Source organism: Paenibacillus sp. HB172176 (assembly GCF_011947265.1).
In the GTDB taxonomy this organism is placed as follows: domain Bacteria; phylum Bacillota; class Bacilli; order Paenibacillales; family Paenibacillaceae; genus Pristimantibacillus.
In genome coordinates, this window is sequence record NZ_JAATHD010000005.1 from 25,328 (window position 1) to 43,739 (window position 18,412).

The window sequence follows — 18,412 nt, forward strand, 5'->3', positions numbered from 1 at the left end:
TTGACCCCTCGAAGCGCCTTATATATAATTATCACATTAATCGAGGGAGGCTCGGACATGACGAAGCAGAATGAAATTATTGTTGTCCTAGATTTCGGAGGACAATACAACCAGCTGATTGCGCGCCGCATCAGGGATTTGGGCGTATACAGCGAGCTGTTGCCTTATAATACGCCGGTAGAGCGGATCCGTGAATTGCAACCGAAGGGCATCGTATTCTCGGGAGGACCGGCTAGCGTTTATGAAGAAAATTCACCGCGCGTAGATCCAGCGATCTACGATTTGAATATTCCGATTTTCGGTATTTGCTACGGCATGCAATTGATGTCCTATCAATTGAACGGCAAGGTTGAGCGCGCGGGCAAGCGCGAATACGGCAAAGCCGAGGTGGAGTTCGCCGAAGGTAACGAAATCACATTCGGACTAGACAAGGTGCAGACCGTCTGGATGAGCCATGGCGACCATGTTGTCGAACTGCCCGAAGGTTTCAAAGTGGACGCTTATACGGAGCATGCTCCAATCGCGGGCATTAGCAACAAGGAGCGTCAATTGTACGGCGTGCAATTCCACCCGGAGGTTCGGCACTCGGAATTCGGCAATGAAATGATCCGCAACTTCCTGTACAATATTTGCGATTGCGACGGCACATGGACGATGGAATCGTTCATCGAGGATATGATTGTTGAGATTCGTAACGAAGTAGGCGACAAAAAGGTGCTTTGCGCGCTTTCGGGCGGCGTGGATTCCTCCGTAGTTGCCATCCTGCTCCATAAGGCGATCGGCGATCAACTGACTTGCATGTTCATCGATCATGGCTTGCTGCGCAAGGGCGAGGCCGAGAGCGTGATGGAAACCTTCGTCGGCAAATTCGATATGAAGGTATTGAAGATTGATGCGCGCGACCGTTTCCTCGGCAAGCTTGCAGGCGTAGACGATCCCGAGAAAAAGCGCAAAATTATCGGTAACGAGTTCATCTACTGCTTCCAGGAAGAATCGGACAAGCTGGAAAACTTTGAGTTCCTGGCACAGGGAACCTTGTATACGGATATCGTTGAGAGCGGCACGGCGACCGCGCAAACGATCAAGTCGCATCATAATGTAGGCGGCTTGCCGGAGGATATCAAATTCAAGCTGATCGAGCCGCTTAAAGCGCTGTTCAAGGACGAGGTTCGCAAGGTCGGCGAGGAATGCGGCTTGCCGGAAGCGATTGTATGGCGTCAGCCGTTCCCGGGCCCGGGACTTGCGATTCGCGTGCTTGGCGAAGTAACCGAAGAGAAGCTTCATATCGTGCGCGAATCCGATGCGATTCTGCGTGACGAAATCGCCAAAGCCGGTCTTGATCGTGAAATTTGGCAATATTTCACCGCGCTGCCGAATATGAAGAGCGTAGGCGTCATGGGCGATGCCCGCACCTACTCCTATACGGTTGGCATCCGCGCCGTAACGTCCATCGACGGCATGACCGCCGACTGGGCGCGCATCCCTTGGGATGTGCTGGAGAAGATCTCCGTACGTATCGTCAACGAGGTCGACAATGTCAACCGCATCGTCTATGACGTAACCTCGAAGCCGCCTGCGACGATTGAGTGGGAGTAAGTTGGATTGAAATGATGTAGTCAAATGCCGGAAGCCTTGATACATAAGGGTTCTCGGCATCGCGTGAAAGTTAATTTCCATCGCACCAGCAACTATTGAGTTCAAAAAATTACTCTCTTTTATCTGCGTTGTTTAGCAAATAGAAGGGAGTTTTTTTATGACCAAAATTAACGAGTTGATTAAGGATTTCAAACTTAACCACTAAATCTTAAAAAATGTATGTTGAACTTTGTATGTTTTTATACAGGTAGGAAAAGTTCATGATTAAAACATTAAGTGTCTATGAAGCCAAGGAAGTGACATAGGTTCATTACAAGAAATATATACCATAACGATCAATAACACATGACTTATGCAGTTCACGAGATTAACTGGTAATGATGAGAATCTATGCTTGTATAAACCGGCCACCACGTCATAAGCAGAAACGGCGGCCAGTAGGTGGAAATAAAGCTTGCAAAGCGGCGTACATCTGTGTCAAAATCGATGTAGATTCGCTGAGATCCCTTTTGGTTTCTCATGTGAACCTGGCAACGAGTTTTGAAGAGTCCGCGAACCATTTCGCCGTGGGTGCAGCTCTCATCACTCGTTTTTTCTTTGTTTACTTTCCATAAGGCATAAGCGAGAAGCGTTTCTGTGGCGAATAGTAGCTCCATGTGAGCGTGTTGGTGTGCCTCTGATGTCGAATGGCACTTTCCAAAGGCAAGATCTTGCTTAGCCATACGAAAGAAAACCTCGATGCGCCAACGTTTTCCATAGACTTCAAGCGCTCTCTCAGGGACATCATGACGATTGCTTATGATGAGATAGGCTCCTCTATAAACAGCTGGGCTCTCTTCCTTTTCTTCGAGAAGAGCATCGCCATCTTCATCTTCCTTCAATCGAATAGCTGCAACGGCAGCAATAGGCATAAACTTGGTTTTCGTTGTCGCTTGCCCTTTTCTACCTACTGCAGGATAAGGGAATTTCATATAGATATCGGGAATAGATGCTGCTGAAAGTCCGGATTTTCCTGTGGCTATCAGTGTCGCATACGCCTCCTTAATCAATTGACTCGCAGAAATAGGGACGTATCGATCTTTTCGCCCGGCATGCGAGATCTTTCGGTATAAAGCTGTATTGCGTTTGGCTTTCGTCACCCAATCAAAGCCGTTTGCCTCCAGAAACATCATGAATTCCTTCTTCAAATACCAGCGATCCATGGCTACCCAAAGACGGCAAGTGACCGATTCACGAAGCATGAGAAGGAGCTGCTGAGCTAATGCATATTTAGTCAAACCGGAATCATCATCGGTTTCGCCAGTAGCTGTACAGCAGCGGGTACTCCAATCCATTTTGTAGGACAGCCTGAATGACGACGGCGTTCATGCACCAGCTATACACTTTGGAAGAGGAATCGAACAGCCAGCATAGGAAAGGAAGCCTCTTCGCATAAGGATGGGCAACATGCGTGTCATCCAAATTGACGGTATCTCCTTCTTGTAGTTTCATGTCGTCATCGGCTTGCAGTCTTTCGACACGTTTAAGCCCAAAAGTACGCCAAGCGTAAGGGGTGGTTAAGAATCGACTCATTGTGTATTGTGCTAACTTGTAAAGCTTAAACATCATCGAGAGTAGTTTATCTTTCGCTGCTAGCGTAGACATTTGGTTCACAGAAGGGCAGTTCGAAACCAGTCCAATCACATACATAAAGCAGAGCATCCAGAAAGGTACGCCGCGCCGTTTCACAATACCGGATTGTGTTAATAGTAAAGAAAAATCGAAACGATCCCAAAGCGTGCGAAGTACCGGAGCTCCGGCACATTCTCCTTGATTAAGATTACGGTAACGTGGCTGTTCGAGTGTTTCACTCACAAAAAATCACCTGAAATTCTCTAAGATATACCGGTTAGAATGGTATTCTTCGTGATTATTGTGGTGATTTCAGAAAGTCAAGAGGTTTCTCGGATATTCGATAACATCTTTATGACTCTTGCCCGATTACCTGGTTTTGGGTTGAAGTGCATAAGTCATGAATAACAATATAGTCGAGTTAAATGTTTTTCCAATATCTAGTGAGCCAAGAGCTTATTAATGAGCAAAATAACCTTATGTAGAGGATTAAGAGTCTTTAAGTAGGCAAGACTATCAATGTGATATCTAATGATGACGAAATATCACGGATATCCAATGACTTGAAACCAAAAGTATAATTCAATGTTTGATACAAACTCATTGAGATGTCATAGATTTTGAAGAGGTTTTTTTCAACAGGCTCAAAAATTCAGACGTAATTCCATTGAGAAATAATTAATATGAATTTTTGTCCCTTATACGTATAATTTTGTCCCGTATTATGTTATTGTGATTTGTAAGGAAGGAAGAGGTGTTTCTTATGAAAAAACAAAATGTATTAAATCTAATCAAGTATCATGTGGAGCGAAACGAGAATGCTTTTAGAAATGAATCCATAAACATAGCAAGGTACTTCGACAGCATTGGTGATAATCAGTTGGCAGAATATATTATGGGCTTAATGGCAGAAGTCAATTTATACACGCCACAAGCAAATGATTTTGTAAGTGAATTTTTAAAGCAATTAGACATTCGAGAAGTGGGGTCGTTAAGTTTACCCATAGAGATAGCGGATGATATAAAAGGTATTATTAATGCGGTTAATCACAATATAGGAATAAATAAATTTTTGTTTGAAGGATTTCCAGGTAGCGGAAAAACAGAGGGGGCTAAACATGTAGCCCGTTTGCTTGATCGAACATTGTATTATGTTGATTTTGACAACTTAATTGATAGTAAATTAGGTCAAACAAATAAGAATATTATAAGCGTATTTACTGAAATAAATACAATTCCGCACCCGAACAAAGTTGTTATTTTATTTGATGAAATCGATATTATTGCATTAGATCGGGTAAATAGAAATGATGTACGTGAGATGGGGCGAGTGACATCAACGATATTGAGAGAATTCGATAGATTAACTGATTTAAACAAAGAAATCATTATTATTGCCACGACCAATTTATATTCAAATTTCGACAAAGCTTTAATGAGACGCTTTGATGCAGTGATCAATTTTAGTCGGTATAGCAAAGAGGATTTGATGGATGTTGCTGAGCATTACTTCACATCCTTTGTTAAGAATTTTAGAAATGTTTCCAAAGACACAAGGTTATTTAGGAAAATATTGAAAACAGCGATGAACCTTCCTTATCCGGGTGAGTTAAGAAATATCATAAAAGCATCTTTAGCTTTTAGTGATGTAACTATGGAACATGATTATTTAAGAAGGTTGTACAATCAATTAGTTGGTCATCTAGAACAAACTGATATTGCAGAACTTCATACTCAGGGTTTTACAGTGCGAGAAATAGAAAAACTGAAGGGCGAATCTAAAAGTACTGTTTCTAGGAAATTGAATACGGGGGAGATCGAAGATGAATAATGTGCTAGCACTTAAAGGGAAGCGATTTGTGCAAGCATCAAAAGAAGGTCCTCCTGGCGGAGGGGCTAACATGAACAGTCAAAAAGTAGTGACAAGTGATCATCTACTTAGTATGCAATCTAAAATAGCCCGAATTAGAGCATTCTGGCAACAAGAAAAAAAACCTTTTGAAGGCATTTTAATAAGTGTACACTACAATAAAATTGTTGCCAAAAGTAATCGTATTGCTGGCTTGTTTAAAGGGAAAGATTCTAACTATGCTATTGTCGGGGCAAAATTTAATGAAGAAAAGAGCAGGCATATTATCACTTATTTTCTTGATATTGAGGATTTAGATAGAAGTATTGATTTGCTCTCGAAGGCAAGGGATATTTTAACGGCTAAATTTCAACATGGTATGGATAAAACCACTCTTGAAAACAGAAAGATAATAGATGTTCTTCCGTATGAACAATTTTCAATCAGTAAATCGGCATTTAAGCAAGTGATTGCTGATGTTTCATATATTGATGATTTTGAAGTGGAGGCTGCAACACCACAATTCAAACAAAGTATTATTACATTATACGATACGCATACAGATGCAAAAACATTACTTAAACTTATTGGTATCGATATATTATCGAGTAGAATATTGGATAATCAGACCGTATTTTTAGATGAATATCAAATGAAACTCTTATGCGAAAAAGCACCCTACCTTGTATCGATGGCAACAGTAGATTTAAAAGAACTATCTGCAGAAAATTTTATGCAAGAATATCAGCAAAGTTCTATGTATGTACCATCTCCAAGTATTGAACCGACGATTGGCGTAATTGATACGTTGTTTGATAGACGTGTTTATTTCAATGAATGGGTTGATTACTATGATATGATTGATGATAATCTTCCCAAAAGCACAGATGATTATCGACACGGTACAGCAGTTTCTTCTATTATTGTGGATGGTCCAAGATTAAATCCGTGGTTGGATGATGGGTGTGGTCGATTTAAAGTGCGTCATTTTGGTGTGGCAATAGGTTCAAAATTCTCTTCATTTACAATTATAAAGCAAATAAAAAAAATTATTACGAATAATCAAGATATAAAAGTGTGGAATATATCTCTTGGCAGTAATCAAGAAATTAACGATAATTTTATTTCAACAGAAGCTGCAATTTTAGATCAAATTCAGTTTGAGAATGATGTAATTTTTGTCGTTGCAGGGACAAATAAACCGAATGATGCAATTGTGAAAATAGGTTCACCTGCAGATTCTATTAATAGTATGGTCGTAAATGCTGTCACTAAAAATGGTCTATCTACAAAATACGCAAGGAAGGGACTAGCATTATCTTTTTTTGCAAAACCAGATATTAGTTATTATGGTGGCAGTGAGGAGCAATACATGAAAGTTTGTGAACCACTAGGGGAAGCAAATGTTGCAGGAACTTCATATGCTGCACCTTGGATTGCACGGAAACTAGCCTATTTGATAGATGTTTTAGGTTTGAATAGAGAAGTGGCGAAGGCAATGATTATTGATGCAGCAAGAGACTGGAACGAAAAACCCACACCAGAGGAAGTTGCCCTTTATGGACACGGTGTTGTACCCATTAAAATCGACGATATCGTTCAAACAAAAAAAGATGAGATTAAATTTTTAGTGTCGGATGTCAGTGAAAAATGGAACACATATAATTACCATTTTCCGATCCCCTTGAAGGATGACAAATACCCTTATATTGCGAGAGCGACGATGTGCTATTTTCCTATGTGCGATAGAACTCAAGGCGTTGATTATACGAATACGGAACTCAATCTTCATTTTGGTAGAATCAATAATGATGGGAAAATAAAAGATATTACAGGGGATAAGCAAAATCAAGAGGACACATTGAATACCGAGAAGAATTATCTCTTGGAGGGGGAAGCGAGGGCTAGATTTAGGAAATGGGACAATGTAAAATATGTAGCTGAGCGACTTAAAGTAGGGATGAGACAAAAGAAATCTTACACTAATAAAAACTGGGGAATGGAAATTAAAACGAATAATAGATTAAACCCTGCTGATGGAATAGGTGTTCGTTTCGGTGTGGTCGTAACGTTGAAGGAGATTAACGGCATAAACAGAATTGATGAATTCATTAGAAATTGTACGTTAAATGGTTGGTTGGTCAATAGTCTTGATGTTCAAACAAGAATTGACATGAATGAGAAAGTAAATGAAGAAATAGAGTTCGAGTGAGGAATTGATAGTGATAAAGACGTTGTTGTAATGGTCGACGAGTGTGCCTTTTCTGCATTCTCCTACATCGTAGGCATCCGCGCTGTAACGTCCATCGACGGCATGATGGTTGACTGGGAGCGTATCCCTTGGGACGTGCTGGAGAAAATCTCTGTTCGTATCGTAAATGAAGTGGACAACGTTAACCGTATCGTCTACGACGTAATATCCAAGCCTCCAGCTACTATTGAGTGGGAATAAGTTAAAGAGATTGATAACCAATTAGATCAAGGGTTCATTCCATTCAAATTTGAATGTGAATGAGCCTTTTTTTGACTTAATGGCATTTATAAAATTTTTAATGGGATGAATGCTTGCAATTTTAACGGACTTTTTCGTGGCTGTCGATTCATTGTGGAGCGCTATCTATACTAAACGTTACTGTTGATTCTTCGTGGATCTGTAGCGTCAAAACAAGGCGGATCGCGCTGCTCGGGGTTGCGCAGTAGCGTTGGCCATCAGCGTTGCAGCTCGCCATGCAGCACGGGGTCGCGCAGTAGCGCTGGTCACCCGCGTTGCAGCTCAGCTTGCGACTCCGCTGAGTCTGATTTCCATCAGAATAATGGCAAGCACAGGCAACGCAGCTTTACTGCGATCCAAGGATGCCGTCAGGTGTTTTTCTCATTAGCAAAGCACTAACAGAATTCAGTGGAGGTCCTAAAAACGCCTTTCACTCGCGCTTAACGGAAACGAGTGTCATTTCAGAATGTTGTTTATTGCGTAGAGCGGCGCCTGAGGCTACAGTGGGAACAGAACGCAACACATCAAGGGGGAGGTGAGAAAATGAACGCAACAACGCAACAACAATCCTCTTCGGGGGAACAACCGATGAAGAGAAAGCGCTTCTCTTATTTCAAAACACATTATCAATATTATCTGCTTCTGCTCTTCCCGCTGGCCTACTTTATCTTGTTCAAGTACGGTCCCATGTATGGTCTCGTAATCGCTTTCAAGGACTACAACATGTTTCAGGGAATGCTTAAGAGTCCGTGGAATGATTTCGATACCTTCCGCCAGCTGTTCCGCATGTCGCTCTTCTATAAGGTCGTGCGCAATACGCTGCTGTTGAACGTGATTGACATCCTGGTCTCATTCCCGGTTCCGATTGTTCTCGCGCTTCTTCTGAACGAGCTTAAGAAGGCGTGGTTCAAGAAAGGCGCGCAAACGATTCTGTATCTGCCGCATTTCATCTCGTGGATTATTATCGGGGGCATGGTGTATCAGTTATTCTCCACGAATACCGGTCTGGTCAACCATTTCTTCCTGCTATTTGGCATCGACCCGGTACCGTTCCTGACGAACAAATACTGGTGGCTGTTCATTTATCTGGCCGCCGGCGTCTGGCAAAGCGCAGGATGGGGCACGATTCTCTATCTCGCAGCGCTGACGGGCATTAATAAGGAGCTTTACGAAGCGGCGGAGGTTGATGGAGCGTCGCGCTTGAAACGAATGTGGCATATTTCGTTGCCAGGCATTCGCTCGACGATCGTAATCCTGCTCATTTTGCAGATTGGACATATTATGACCATAGGCTTCGACCGTCCGTTTGTACTCGGCAACACGATGGTTATGGACTACTCGGAGGTAATCAGCACCTTCGTGTACAAGGTCGGCATTCAATCCGCGCAGTTCTCGCTTGCAACGGCCATTGGCTTCTTCCAGGCGCTGATCGGCTTGATATTGGTGTTCGCGGCCGATCGAATTGCGAAGCGAATGGGCGAGCAAGGCATTTGGTAGAAGGGAGGTGGATATGGAATGAATTCCATTCGTGTATTTCGCGTGTATGACGCTGTTATTGTTGCTATTATTGCGATTGCGGCGATTCTTTGTTTAGTTCCGTTCATGCATTTGATTTCAATTTCTCTCAGCTCAAACAATGCTGTAACATCCGGGAAGGTCGGACTCTTGCCTGTCGAGCTTGATCTGGAATCGTATCGTTTCGTTTTTCAAGATGAAAGCTTGTTTCGTTCGCTGGGCTTTACGGTCGTGCTGACGGCGGTTTATACGCTGATTGCCATGGCACTGACCATTTTCGCGGCCTATCCGCTCACGAAGCGAGGTCTTAAGGGGCGAAATCTGTTCATGTTTTTGATTGTATTCACGATGTTTTTCGGCGGAGGAATGATTCCGGATTACATTCTGGTCAAGGAGCTCGGATTGCTCAACACCATGTGGGCGTTAGTGTTTCCGGGCATGCTGAGCGCGTTCAATCTCATTATTCTGAAGACGTTCTTCTCGTCCATTCCCGAGGGCTTGGAGGAATCGGCCCAGCTCGACGGCTGCACACCGATCGGCGTGCTGTTCCGCATCATTCTGCCGCTGTCGATGCCGGTTTTGGCGACGCTCAGCCTGTTCTATGCGGTTGGCCGCTGGAACGGCTTCATGGATTCGCTCATGTATATTACGAAATCCGAGTTATATCCGCTGCAGCTCATTCTATATCAGATGGTCATGAATTCGCAGCTGACAGAGCTGACGATGATGGAGGGCGGCAATGTTCTGGATGCTTTGCCCGAACCCGAATCGCTCAAGGCGGCTACGATCATGTTCGCGACGCTGCCAATCATCATCGTGTACCCTTGGCTGCAAAAATATTTTGTATCCGGTATCATGATTGGCGCCGTAAAGGGTTGATAATGGTTTCACCGCTATGCGTTAATTATATAATAAAGGGAGAGTTGAACATGAAAAAAAGAAAACTCTGGTTAACCGCAGCATTGCTTGTCACCATCCTGAGCCTGATCGTGGGCTGCAGCAGCAACAATGGGAACAATTCGTCGAGCACGAACAATCAAGCCTCCAGCGAGCCAAGCGGCAACACATCCAGCTCAGACCCGAAGGAAACGCCAAAGGGAGAGCCGGAGAAGCTGAAGGTTGAAGTGTTCGACCGCGGAAAATCGGTGAACGGCGAGACGGCCGACAGCAGCATATGGACCAAATGGATTCATGATCAGGTGCTGGAAGATCTCAACATCGACGTTACCTTCGTAGCGGTACCGCGCAGCCAGGAGGTTGACAAACTGAACGTGCTGATGGCTACGGGCGACGCGCCGGACATCGTGTTCACCTACGATCAGGTCACAACGGCCAACTACGCGAAGAGCGGCGGCTTGACGGACGTGAGCGAACTGCTCGACCAATACGGCTCTGACCTGAAGCAATATTTGGGCGAAGAGGTGCTGAGTTACGGCAAGTTCTTCGGCAAGCAATTCGCGATTGCCGCGAAACGCGCATTCGTCGGAGATCAGTCTTCCCTCATCCGCAAGGACTGGCTGGATAAGCTGGGCCTGCCGGTGCCGACGACAACAGAAGAATTCCTCGAGACCATGCGTGCGTTCAAGGAGAAGGATCCGGGCAATACAGGGGGCAAAGTGGTGCCGTACGGCATTGTCGCTTTCGATGCGAGCTATAACGTGAACAGCCGCGCTCTTCTCTATTCCTTTATTCAAAGGGGGACGGAGGAGGAATTCTACGCCAAATATGACTTTATGATGCCGGGCATTAAAGACGGCGTTCAATTCATGAATCAGATGTATAACGAAGGCTTGATCAGCAAGGACTTCCCGCTTGACAAGGACGGCAAGAAATTCGAGAGCGACTTCACGAATGGATACGTAGGCGCGTTGACGCAGACAGGCACGACCGTGTTCCAGGGTCTGACCAAGACGCTTGAGGCGAACGTGCCGGAGGCCGAGTATGTCGTCATGGACGCGTTCACGGATCAGAATGGCAATCATCCCAAGGAAATGTACTCGCCGATGGATAGATACATTATGATTCCGAAGTCCAGCAAGCATGCGGAGGCCGCCGTCAAATATCTGAACTGGATGGCGAACCCGGATAATCTGAACACGATCGTGAACGGCTTCGAAGGCGAGGACTACAACCTGGTGAACGGGCTTCCGGTTGCCATTAAAAGCGATACGCCGCCGGTGCACTTGAACAATCGAGGCATAGATCTGTCGATCATCTCGAACGGCCTCGACTTCGGAGACGTCGATAAAAACATTCAATTCGTTGTGAACAACTATCCCGATTATGCCGAAGTGATAAGAGAGTCGCTCAAGAGCTCGCTCGTTGACGGCTATTCGCAGCCGCATTTCGACCGCCCGATCGAAGCGCAAATCAAGTACGGAAGCATCTTGAAGGATAAAATGAACGAAATCAAAACCAAGGCCGTCACGGCGAAGCCGTCCGACTTCGACTCCGTCTATGACAGCGGCATGAAAGAGTACATGTCGCTTGGCGGACAGGCGCTTGTCGACGAAAGGACGCAAGTATACAAGGATATGAAGGCGGGCAACTAACCCAGAACATCTAGATGCATCTAAATTAAATTCAGACACGGGAAGGTAGGAGGCTATCATGGGACGTAACTATTATCGCAGGCTGCTGTTCACCTATCTTCCCGTGTTATCTTGCACGGTTGCTATTATTATCTTGATCTTCGTAGCCATCATTAACGGTCTCATGATCGACAACGCGAAGCAAGCCAATCAGGCGACGACGCGGTTCATGAGTCAGGTCGTGGACGATACGCTGAAAAATATCGAGCTTGAGCTATTCAAGGAGCTGCTAAGCAATGAAGGGCTGCGGCCTTTCTTCATCGTTCCTCCGGGCGATTCGGATATTATGCTCAGCTACGACGCTTCCCATGTCATGTCCGCTATGATGGTTCGTTACGACATCATTCAATCGATGGCGTTATATCGCGATTCGGATCATATGGTGCTGGATCAGAGCTCGATTCGCCCGCTGGGCGAGTATCCGGACCGCGCATTGATTGAAGAGGGCATGGGGGACGGCGTTCAGAATTTCTGGACCGCGCCTCGTATGACCGAAACGAGCGGCGTGAATGAAGGTACGCAGGTTGTCACGCTGGTGTATAAGGTGTCGAATCAATTCGGCTTGATTCTTGTGAATGTGCCGGTAAGCGCCATCAAGAACATTCTAAGCGATATGGTGAACACGAGTACCGGAGCGTTCGAACTGATTGACCAGAATAGCCAAGCTTTCTTCGCCAGCGGAGATCGGCTGTCCAACGACGGCGTGCTCGATGCTTCCGTCCGCTCGACCTATACGGGATGGACGCTTCATAGCGGCTTGAACAACGGCAATCGTTTCTCGCTCGTTGTCGACCGCTCCATAGTCTGGATTGTGCTTGGAGCGCTCGTTATTACGATTGGCGTATTCCTGACGATTTATTTCACTCGCCAGCATTATCGTCCGGTGGAACGCATCATCAAACGGGTATCGAGTGCAGCGCGCCTAGCAACGGGTGAGCCGGGCTCGTCGGAGTTCGAATTCATTGATCAAGCGGTTCAGAATCTCATTATGAGCAATATGGCATACGCCACTCAGCATGAGCGAGATCGCACCTACCGGGAACAGCAGCTCATTCACGGGCTGCTGCTCGGCACGCTTAAGCAATCGGAGGAGGAGAGCGAGCGGATGCTGGCGGAGCTGGGTTATGCGATCCCGAAGCAGGCGTTCGTTGCGCTGATGGAGATTGATGAATACGCCGAGTTCTGCGGAGCGTATACTGTCTCCGATCAAGCGTTATTGAAATTCGTCAAGCGAAGTGTGGCAGGGGAAATTCTGCAGAAGAGCGGCCATCCGCATGTAGTCGAATGGATTTCGAAGAATCGAATGGCAATTGTGATGATGAGCTCTGGGAATCAGAAGACGCTGTCCGCGGCTATTAACGATTGTGTGGAGCAAATTCGCAAGTGGATCGACAGTAATCTCAATTATACCGTCACATTCGGAATCGGCTCCGAGGCGACTCGGTTGAACGGGCTTGCTTCCTCTTGCGAGGATGCGGCCATTGCGCTGGGCTATAAGATGTCGGTCGGTCCGAATCGCGTCATTGCCTTCTCCGAGCTCGATCCTATGCGGCGCGGCAATGTGACGCAGGATCTGAAGCTGCTTCAGCAGCTGATTCAAGCGTATCGCCTTGGGAATCGGGAATGGGAGAAGCATGCGGGGGAGTTGTTCCGCCAGTTGAAGCAGAATCTGCAGTCCAGGGACGATACGGTACGGCTCCTGCAGTATTTTCTCTATTTGCTGGGCGCGGAGTTCGAGACGATGGGCAAGGAGACTGCGCGGCAATGGAACGAGACGCAAAGACCCGCGCTTCAGGAGGCGCTTGCCGAGAAGGATACGCTCGAGGAGCTCGAGCCTATCTTCATGCAGACGCTGAGAGAATGGTTCGGACAACTCAGCGAGTTGAATTTGCAGCGCGACCATTTCACCTTGCTGCGGGATATTCGTCAATATATTAGCGATTTCTATTATAATCCGGATTTGTCGCTGATTCATCTGAGCGAGAAGTTCGAGGTAAATGCGAAATATTTGTCCCAATTGTTCAAGGAAGAGACGGGCGTTAATTTCAGCGATTTCCTGATCGAGCTGCGCATTGAAGGCGCCAAACGCCTGCTTGAGGAGACGGATGATTCTCTCCAGAGCATCACCGACCAGGTGGGCTACACGAATGCAATTTCCTTCAGCCGATTGTTCAAGAAGCAGGTCGGCATGACGCCGATACATTATCGAAAGCAGCAACGAAAGGCAGGGAAAACGAAATGAAGGAAAAGGATATCGTTCATGTTATCCCCTTTTTCCATTATGATACCGTCTATCTGAAATCTTATGAAACCTATCTGGAAACCGCGTTGAATCATATACTTGAAGCGCTTCGCCTGATGAACGAGGATTCGAATTACACGTTCATGGTGGAGCAGGCTATCCTGCTCGAGGAATTCTGGGAGCGGTTTCCGGAGAAGCGGGAAGAGCTGAAACGCTTCGCTTCGTCAGGGCGGCTTGAGGTTGGAAGCGGCATGTATTGTATGCCGGATTTGAATTTGCCAAGCGGCGAAGCGCTCATTCGCAATATGGAGATCGGCAAGCGCTGGGTCAAGGAAACGCTGGGGCTTGAACCGAATGTATTCTGGGTGCCGGACTGCTTCGGCCATCATCCGCAGATGCCGCAGATCGCGGCGCATACCGGGTATACGTCCTATATTCTCGGCCGCGTCATGGAGCCGGATATGATGACGCCCTTCTATTGGCGGGGAGCCGACGGCACATCCATGCTGTGCGAGCGAATTCACGGCAATTACGACATTCTTGTATTCGGTAAGAACGGGAGATGGGACAGAGAGATTCAGAGCTGGGGAGACGACGCTTTGAGCGGCAGGATCCGCAGCCGGTACAGCTTCCTGAAGCCGGTTCATCTCAGCCGCAATATTCTGCTGCCCAATGGCGGGGATATGGCGAAACCCGTTCGCTTGTCGATCGAAGCGGTAGAGGCGTTCAATCAGTCGGCAGCGGATTCGAAGACTGGACTGAGCGGAGTGGAAGCGCGCTTCTCCACATTGGCTGAATTTGTCGAGTCGGTGCGGGAGGAAGCGCTGGAGCTGAATACGATCGAACAGGATCTTAATCCGCCAAGGATGGCAGGCGCCAATTCGTCGCGGATGCGCCTCAAGCAGGCGAATGGCCGCTTGTCGAGCCTGCTTCAACAGATGGAGAGGCTGCTTGCCGTTATCGAGTGGCAGGAAGATTCCGAACGGATGGACCGCAGCCGGTGGACAGTGCTTCGCGACCGCTTGGACCGCGCGTGGAAGCTCGTCACCTTCGGCCAATTCCACGATATTATTTGGGGCACCATTCTCGATGAAGGCTATCTGGACATGTTGCGTCGATACCGGGAAGCGGAGGAGCTTCTTCAGCGCGTGGGACGCGAGCTGTCGGCGGAGCTGTCGCAGCCTGCCGCCCAGGCGGGGAATGATGCGGGCGCGATAGGCTTTACGGTGTTCAACCCTTCTGCTTATGACCGCAGTGAAGATTATGCAACGCTGTTTCAATTGACGGAACCGGGGATCCGGGGCGCATCGGTCACGCGCGTAGACGGAACTCCCGTTCCTTTCGAATATGAGGAAATTCGTTCGGAGGACGGAGGCTTGACCGGCGCCCGGATCATCATTCGCGATTGTTTCCCGGCGCTGTCCACCGTGTCCTACCAGCTTCGCTGGAGCAAGGAAGTCCAGCCGGAGCGGGAGCTGAGCCTTGAGCAAGCGGCGGCAATTCCCCTCTGGTCGCTGCAAGCAAGCGGAGACGGGTTCGTCTTCGAGAATGCGCATTATCGCTGCGAGATTCAATCGAGCGGCTGCCTCTCCAGCTATGTCAGCAAGAGCGGCGATACCCGCGAATGGGTGGCGGAAGGACAGGGCTGGAATGATTTGCTACTTCTGCGCGATACGGGGGATTTGTATAATTATTATGTTTATCCGGGCGACAAAGAGGTTATCGACTCCACTGTCGATGCTTGGCGCGTGTATTCGGCCGGTAATACATTCGGCAATTCGGGCGCACTGAGCGTAGAGAACGAGACAGATTCCACCATCACCTTGCTGGCCAGAGGAGAATTGAATTGGTGGAGAGTGGGCGTGGCTTACGAGAAACGGATCACGCTTCACAAGCATGAAGCGAGAGTCAGCTTCGCGACCAGTCTGACCGGGCACGGCATTCAATATAGAGTCGTCGCACTCTTCCCGACAACGCTTGCCGACAGCACATTCATGCAGGAGATTCCATTCGGTCATATCAAGCGGCCGAAGAAGGAGTTCGCCGCCCAGCAATGGAGCATGCTGCAAGAGGGCGGGAAGTCCTTGCTGCTCGTCAATCGCGATATACCTGGCAACGGCTGTCATGAAGGAACGATGTTCCTCGCTTTGACTCGTTCGGTAACGATGGATTACAAATGCGTGTCGGAGACAAGCTACGAGAAGGGCGAAAGATTCGAGTATCATTACGAGATTATGCCGCATTTCTCGAGCGCTGCTCAACCTGTCGAGGAGCTTCAGCCGTGGCGCGCGGGCGACCGGCTGAACCTTCCGCTTGTAAGCTGGATCGATGGAGAAGGACGCGTGTCGCGTCAGGTGCAGGGTCCGCGAATGGATGGAGAATCGATTCAATTGGCGGGCTTCTACAGCCGACCGGAAGGCTGGATGCTGCGCTTCTACGAGGCGTCGGGAAGCCCGAAACGAGAAAGCCTGCGGTTGAATCGAAGTCAGCCTGTGCATGTTCAAGAGAGCAACGGCATCGGGGATACGATCTCGACCGGGCAAGCGCTCCCAATAACCGAAACCGCCAGTCGCCAATCTCTTGAGATGGAATATGGTGGCTTCCAGATCCGCACCCTTCTGCTGGCCGATGCGCGGCAATAGCTTCAAGTTTGGAGGAAGGGGGCCCGCTTCTATGACCATGAATACGAGCCCGAAATGCTTCCCCGGCATTCGAGAGCTGCATGCGGGCATTCCCTGCGATGAAGCGCCGATCCTCGCCATGTGCGAGGACGTGAATTGGCGCTTCGATTGCGCGGACTTCCGCATGGTTTCGCTGATTCGCGCCATATACAGCTATGAGCGCTTATTGTCCGCTCAAGCGTCGGAGACGATAAGGCGAACCATCTTGAACTTCAAATACTGGATGGACGAGCCGGGCGAGGACAGCATGTGCTATTGGTCGGAGAATCATCAGGTTCTGTTCGCGGCGGTCGAATATTTGGCGGGCCAGCGTTATCCGGACGAGCGGTTTTCCAATGCGAATTTGATTGGAAGGGAGCATCTCGAGAAAGCTCGCATACGCTTAATGAATTGGCTGAAAGATCGCTTTGATTACGGGTTCACAGAGTGGCATTCGAATACGTATTATGAAGAAGACATTGCGGCCTTGTCCATTCTGATCGACTTCTGCGAGGACGAAGAGATCGTCTTGAAGGCGAAGATGATTATGGATCTGCTGCTGCTCGATATGGGCATGCATTCGTTCCAGGGCCTGTTCGCCGCGACGAGCGGACGTTGCTATGAAGCACAGAAGAAGAGGCCGAGGCTTCAGAACATACGGGACATCAGCGAGAGCGTCTGGGGCTTCGGCCATGTGAGCGATTTCGATTATTCGCGCATCTCGGCCAATTTCCTGCTGATGGAACGCTATGATCTGCCCGAAGCGATTCGTCTGATTGGCCGCGATTCAGAAGACAGAGTCATCAAGGATTCGATGGGGCTCGATCTATCCGAGCTCGCGACAGCATTCCCCGATTCCAAGGACATGGAGAGGAGAGGACTGTTCCTCTGGGCGATGGAGAGCTTCACGAATCCGGAGTCTGTCGTGATAACGCTCCGGATGTTCAATCGTTGGAGGCTTCACGGCAATGCGTTCCTGGCCGATCTGCGCTTGGTTGATCATGCGCTGCCGCGGAAGCTTGGATTGCTGCCGCTCGTCATTCGTTTGCTCAATCCGGTCACGCAAGGCTTCGCGATTCAGAGAGCCAATTCGTATACGTACAAGACGAAGCATTATATGCTGTCGACCGCGCAGGCTTATCATCCCGGCGAATTCGCTCATCAGCAGCATGTATGGCAGGCGACCTTATCCCCGGAAATTACGGTTTTCACGACGCATCCCGGGGCGTCCGCCTTCGAGGACGACCAGCGCAACGCCTCGCCCGGCTATTGGGTAGGCAGCGGAATTCTGCCGCATGCCGTGCAGGATCGGCATGTTCATATCAGCATATACCGGCTGGACGGACGCAAGGGCTTTATGGAGAAGAAGCGGGCGCGCTTCACCCATGCATACTTTCCGCAGGAGCGCTTCGACGAAGTCGTGCGCGATGGCCGCTATTTGTTCGGAAGAGCGGGGGACGCTTATATCGCCTTGATTGGCAGGTACGAGCTGGAAACAAATCCAGACGATGCTTCGGATTTGATCCAGAAGGGGCTGGAGACGTACTGGATTTGTGAGCTCGGAAGTCGGGAAGCATACGGCGACTTTGGTACATTCGTTGAGACGATCCGCGCTCGAACGATCCGCTTTCACCGTCATACCCTGACCTATCAAGGGGAACGCGAGTATTCGCTGACATATAAGGGCGCGTTCCGCATCGACGGCGTAATGATCGAGACGAATTACGACCGCATTGATACGCCTTACGGCAAGGTCGCAAGGAACCCCCGGGAAATTGAAATTTCATTCGGAGGGCAGTATTTATATTTGAATTTCGAGAGCAGCGAGAGAAGGCATGGGGGTATTAAACGATAAAG

General features: G+C 48.1%; 11 protein-coding genes and 1 pseudogene. 10 read left to right on the plus strand and 2 right to left on the minus strand.

What is annotated here, in order from left to right:
- Window positions 1-57 precede the first annotated feature (57 nt).
- Window positions 58-1,596 carry a glutamine-hydrolyzing GMP synthase gene (gene guaA / locus HFP08_RS09095; RefSeq protein WP_168120287.1) on the plus strand — a complete coding sequence of 513 codons (1,539 nt, stop codon included), beginning with the start codon at window positions 58-60 and terminating at the stop codon, window positions 1,594-1,596.
- A gap of 359 nt (window positions 1,597-1,955) precedes the next feature.
- Here guaA and HFP08_RS09100 read toward each other — a convergent pair whose 3' ends face one another.
- On the minus strand, window positions 1,956-2,930 hold the full coding sequence (locus HFP08_RS09100) for a transposase (RefSeq protein WP_168120288.1): 975 nt from the start codon (window positions 2,928-2,930) through the stop codon (window positions 1,956-1,958).
- Window positions 2,884-3,450 carry a hypothetical protein gene (locus HFP08_RS09105; RefSeq protein ID WP_168120289.1) on the minus strand — a complete coding sequence of 189 codons (567 nt, stop codon included), beginning with the start codon at window positions 3,448-3,450 and terminating at the stop codon, window positions 2,884-2,886. Before HFP08_RS09105 ends, HFP08_RS09100 begins: the two co-directional genes overlap by 47 nt.
- Before the next feature lie 520 nt (window positions 3,451-3,970).
- Here HFP08_RS09105 and HFP08_RS09110 point away from each other — a divergent pair.
- From HFP08_RS09110 to HFP08_RS09150, 9 genes and pseudogenes are all read left to right on the plus strand, one after another.
- The gene (locus tag HFP08_RS09110) at window positions 3,971-5,038 is read left to right on the plus strand and encodes an ATP-binding protein (protein WP_168120290.1); all 1,068 of its coding nucleotides are present in this window, start codon (window positions 3,971-3,973) and stop codon (window positions 5,036-5,038) included.
- A complete protein-coding gene (locus HFP08_RS09115) occupies window positions 5,031-7,268 on the plus strand; it encodes a S8 family peptidase (RefSeq protein WP_168120291.1) in 2,238 nt (745 codons plus the stop codon). Before HFP08_RS09110 ends, HFP08_RS09115 begins: the two co-directional genes overlap by 8 nt.
- Before the next feature lie 15 nt (window positions 7,269-7,283).
- Window positions 7,284-7,508 (plus strand): annotated as a pseudogene (locus HFP08_RS09120) (GMP synthase (glutamine-hydrolyzing)); the annotation flags it as partial.
- A 627-nt stretch (window positions 7,509-8,135) separates the two neighbouring features.
- Window positions 8,136-9,044 carry an ABC transporter permease gene (locus HFP08_RS09125; protein ID WP_481856556.1) on the plus strand — a complete coding sequence of 303 codons (909 nt, stop codon included), beginning with the start codon at window positions 8,136-8,138 and terminating at the stop codon, window positions 9,042-9,044.
- A gap of 18 nt (window positions 9,045-9,062) precedes the next feature.
- Window positions 9,063-9,941 carry a carbohydrate ABC transporter permease gene (locus HFP08_RS09130; protein ID WP_168120293.1) on the plus strand — a complete coding sequence of 293 codons (879 nt, stop codon included), beginning with the start codon at window positions 9,063-9,065 and terminating at the stop codon, window positions 9,939-9,941.
- Window positions 9,942-9,991: 50 nt separating this feature from the next.
- Window positions 9,992-11,614 carry an extracellular solute-binding protein gene (locus HFP08_RS09135; protein ID WP_240941230.1) on the plus strand — a complete coding sequence of 541 codons (1,623 nt, stop codon included), beginning with the start codon at window positions 9,992-9,994 and terminating at the stop codon, window positions 11,612-11,614.
- Between the two features lie 58 nt (window positions 11,615-11,672).
- Complete coding sequence (locus HFP08_RS09140) at window positions 11,673-13,895, plus strand: helix-turn-helix domain-containing protein (RefSeq protein WP_168120294.1); 2,223 nt, start codon at window positions 11,673-11,675, stop codon at window positions 13,893-13,895.
- A complete protein-coding gene (locus HFP08_RS09145; protein ID WP_168120295.1) occupies window positions 13,892-16,537 on the plus strand; it encodes a glycoside hydrolase family 38 N-terminal domain-containing protein in 2,646 nt (881 codons plus the stop codon). The genes HFP08_RS09140 and HFP08_RS09145 overlap by 4 nt, the downstream gene beginning before the upstream one ends.
- Window positions 16,538-16,568: 31 nt before the next feature.
- Window positions 16,569-18,410, plus strand: coding sequence for a hypothetical protein (locus tag HFP08_RS09150; RefSeq protein WP_168120296.1), 1,842 nt, complete (start codon window positions 16,569-16,571; stop codon window positions 18,408-18,410).
- Window positions 18,411-18,412 lie beyond the last annotated feature (2 nt).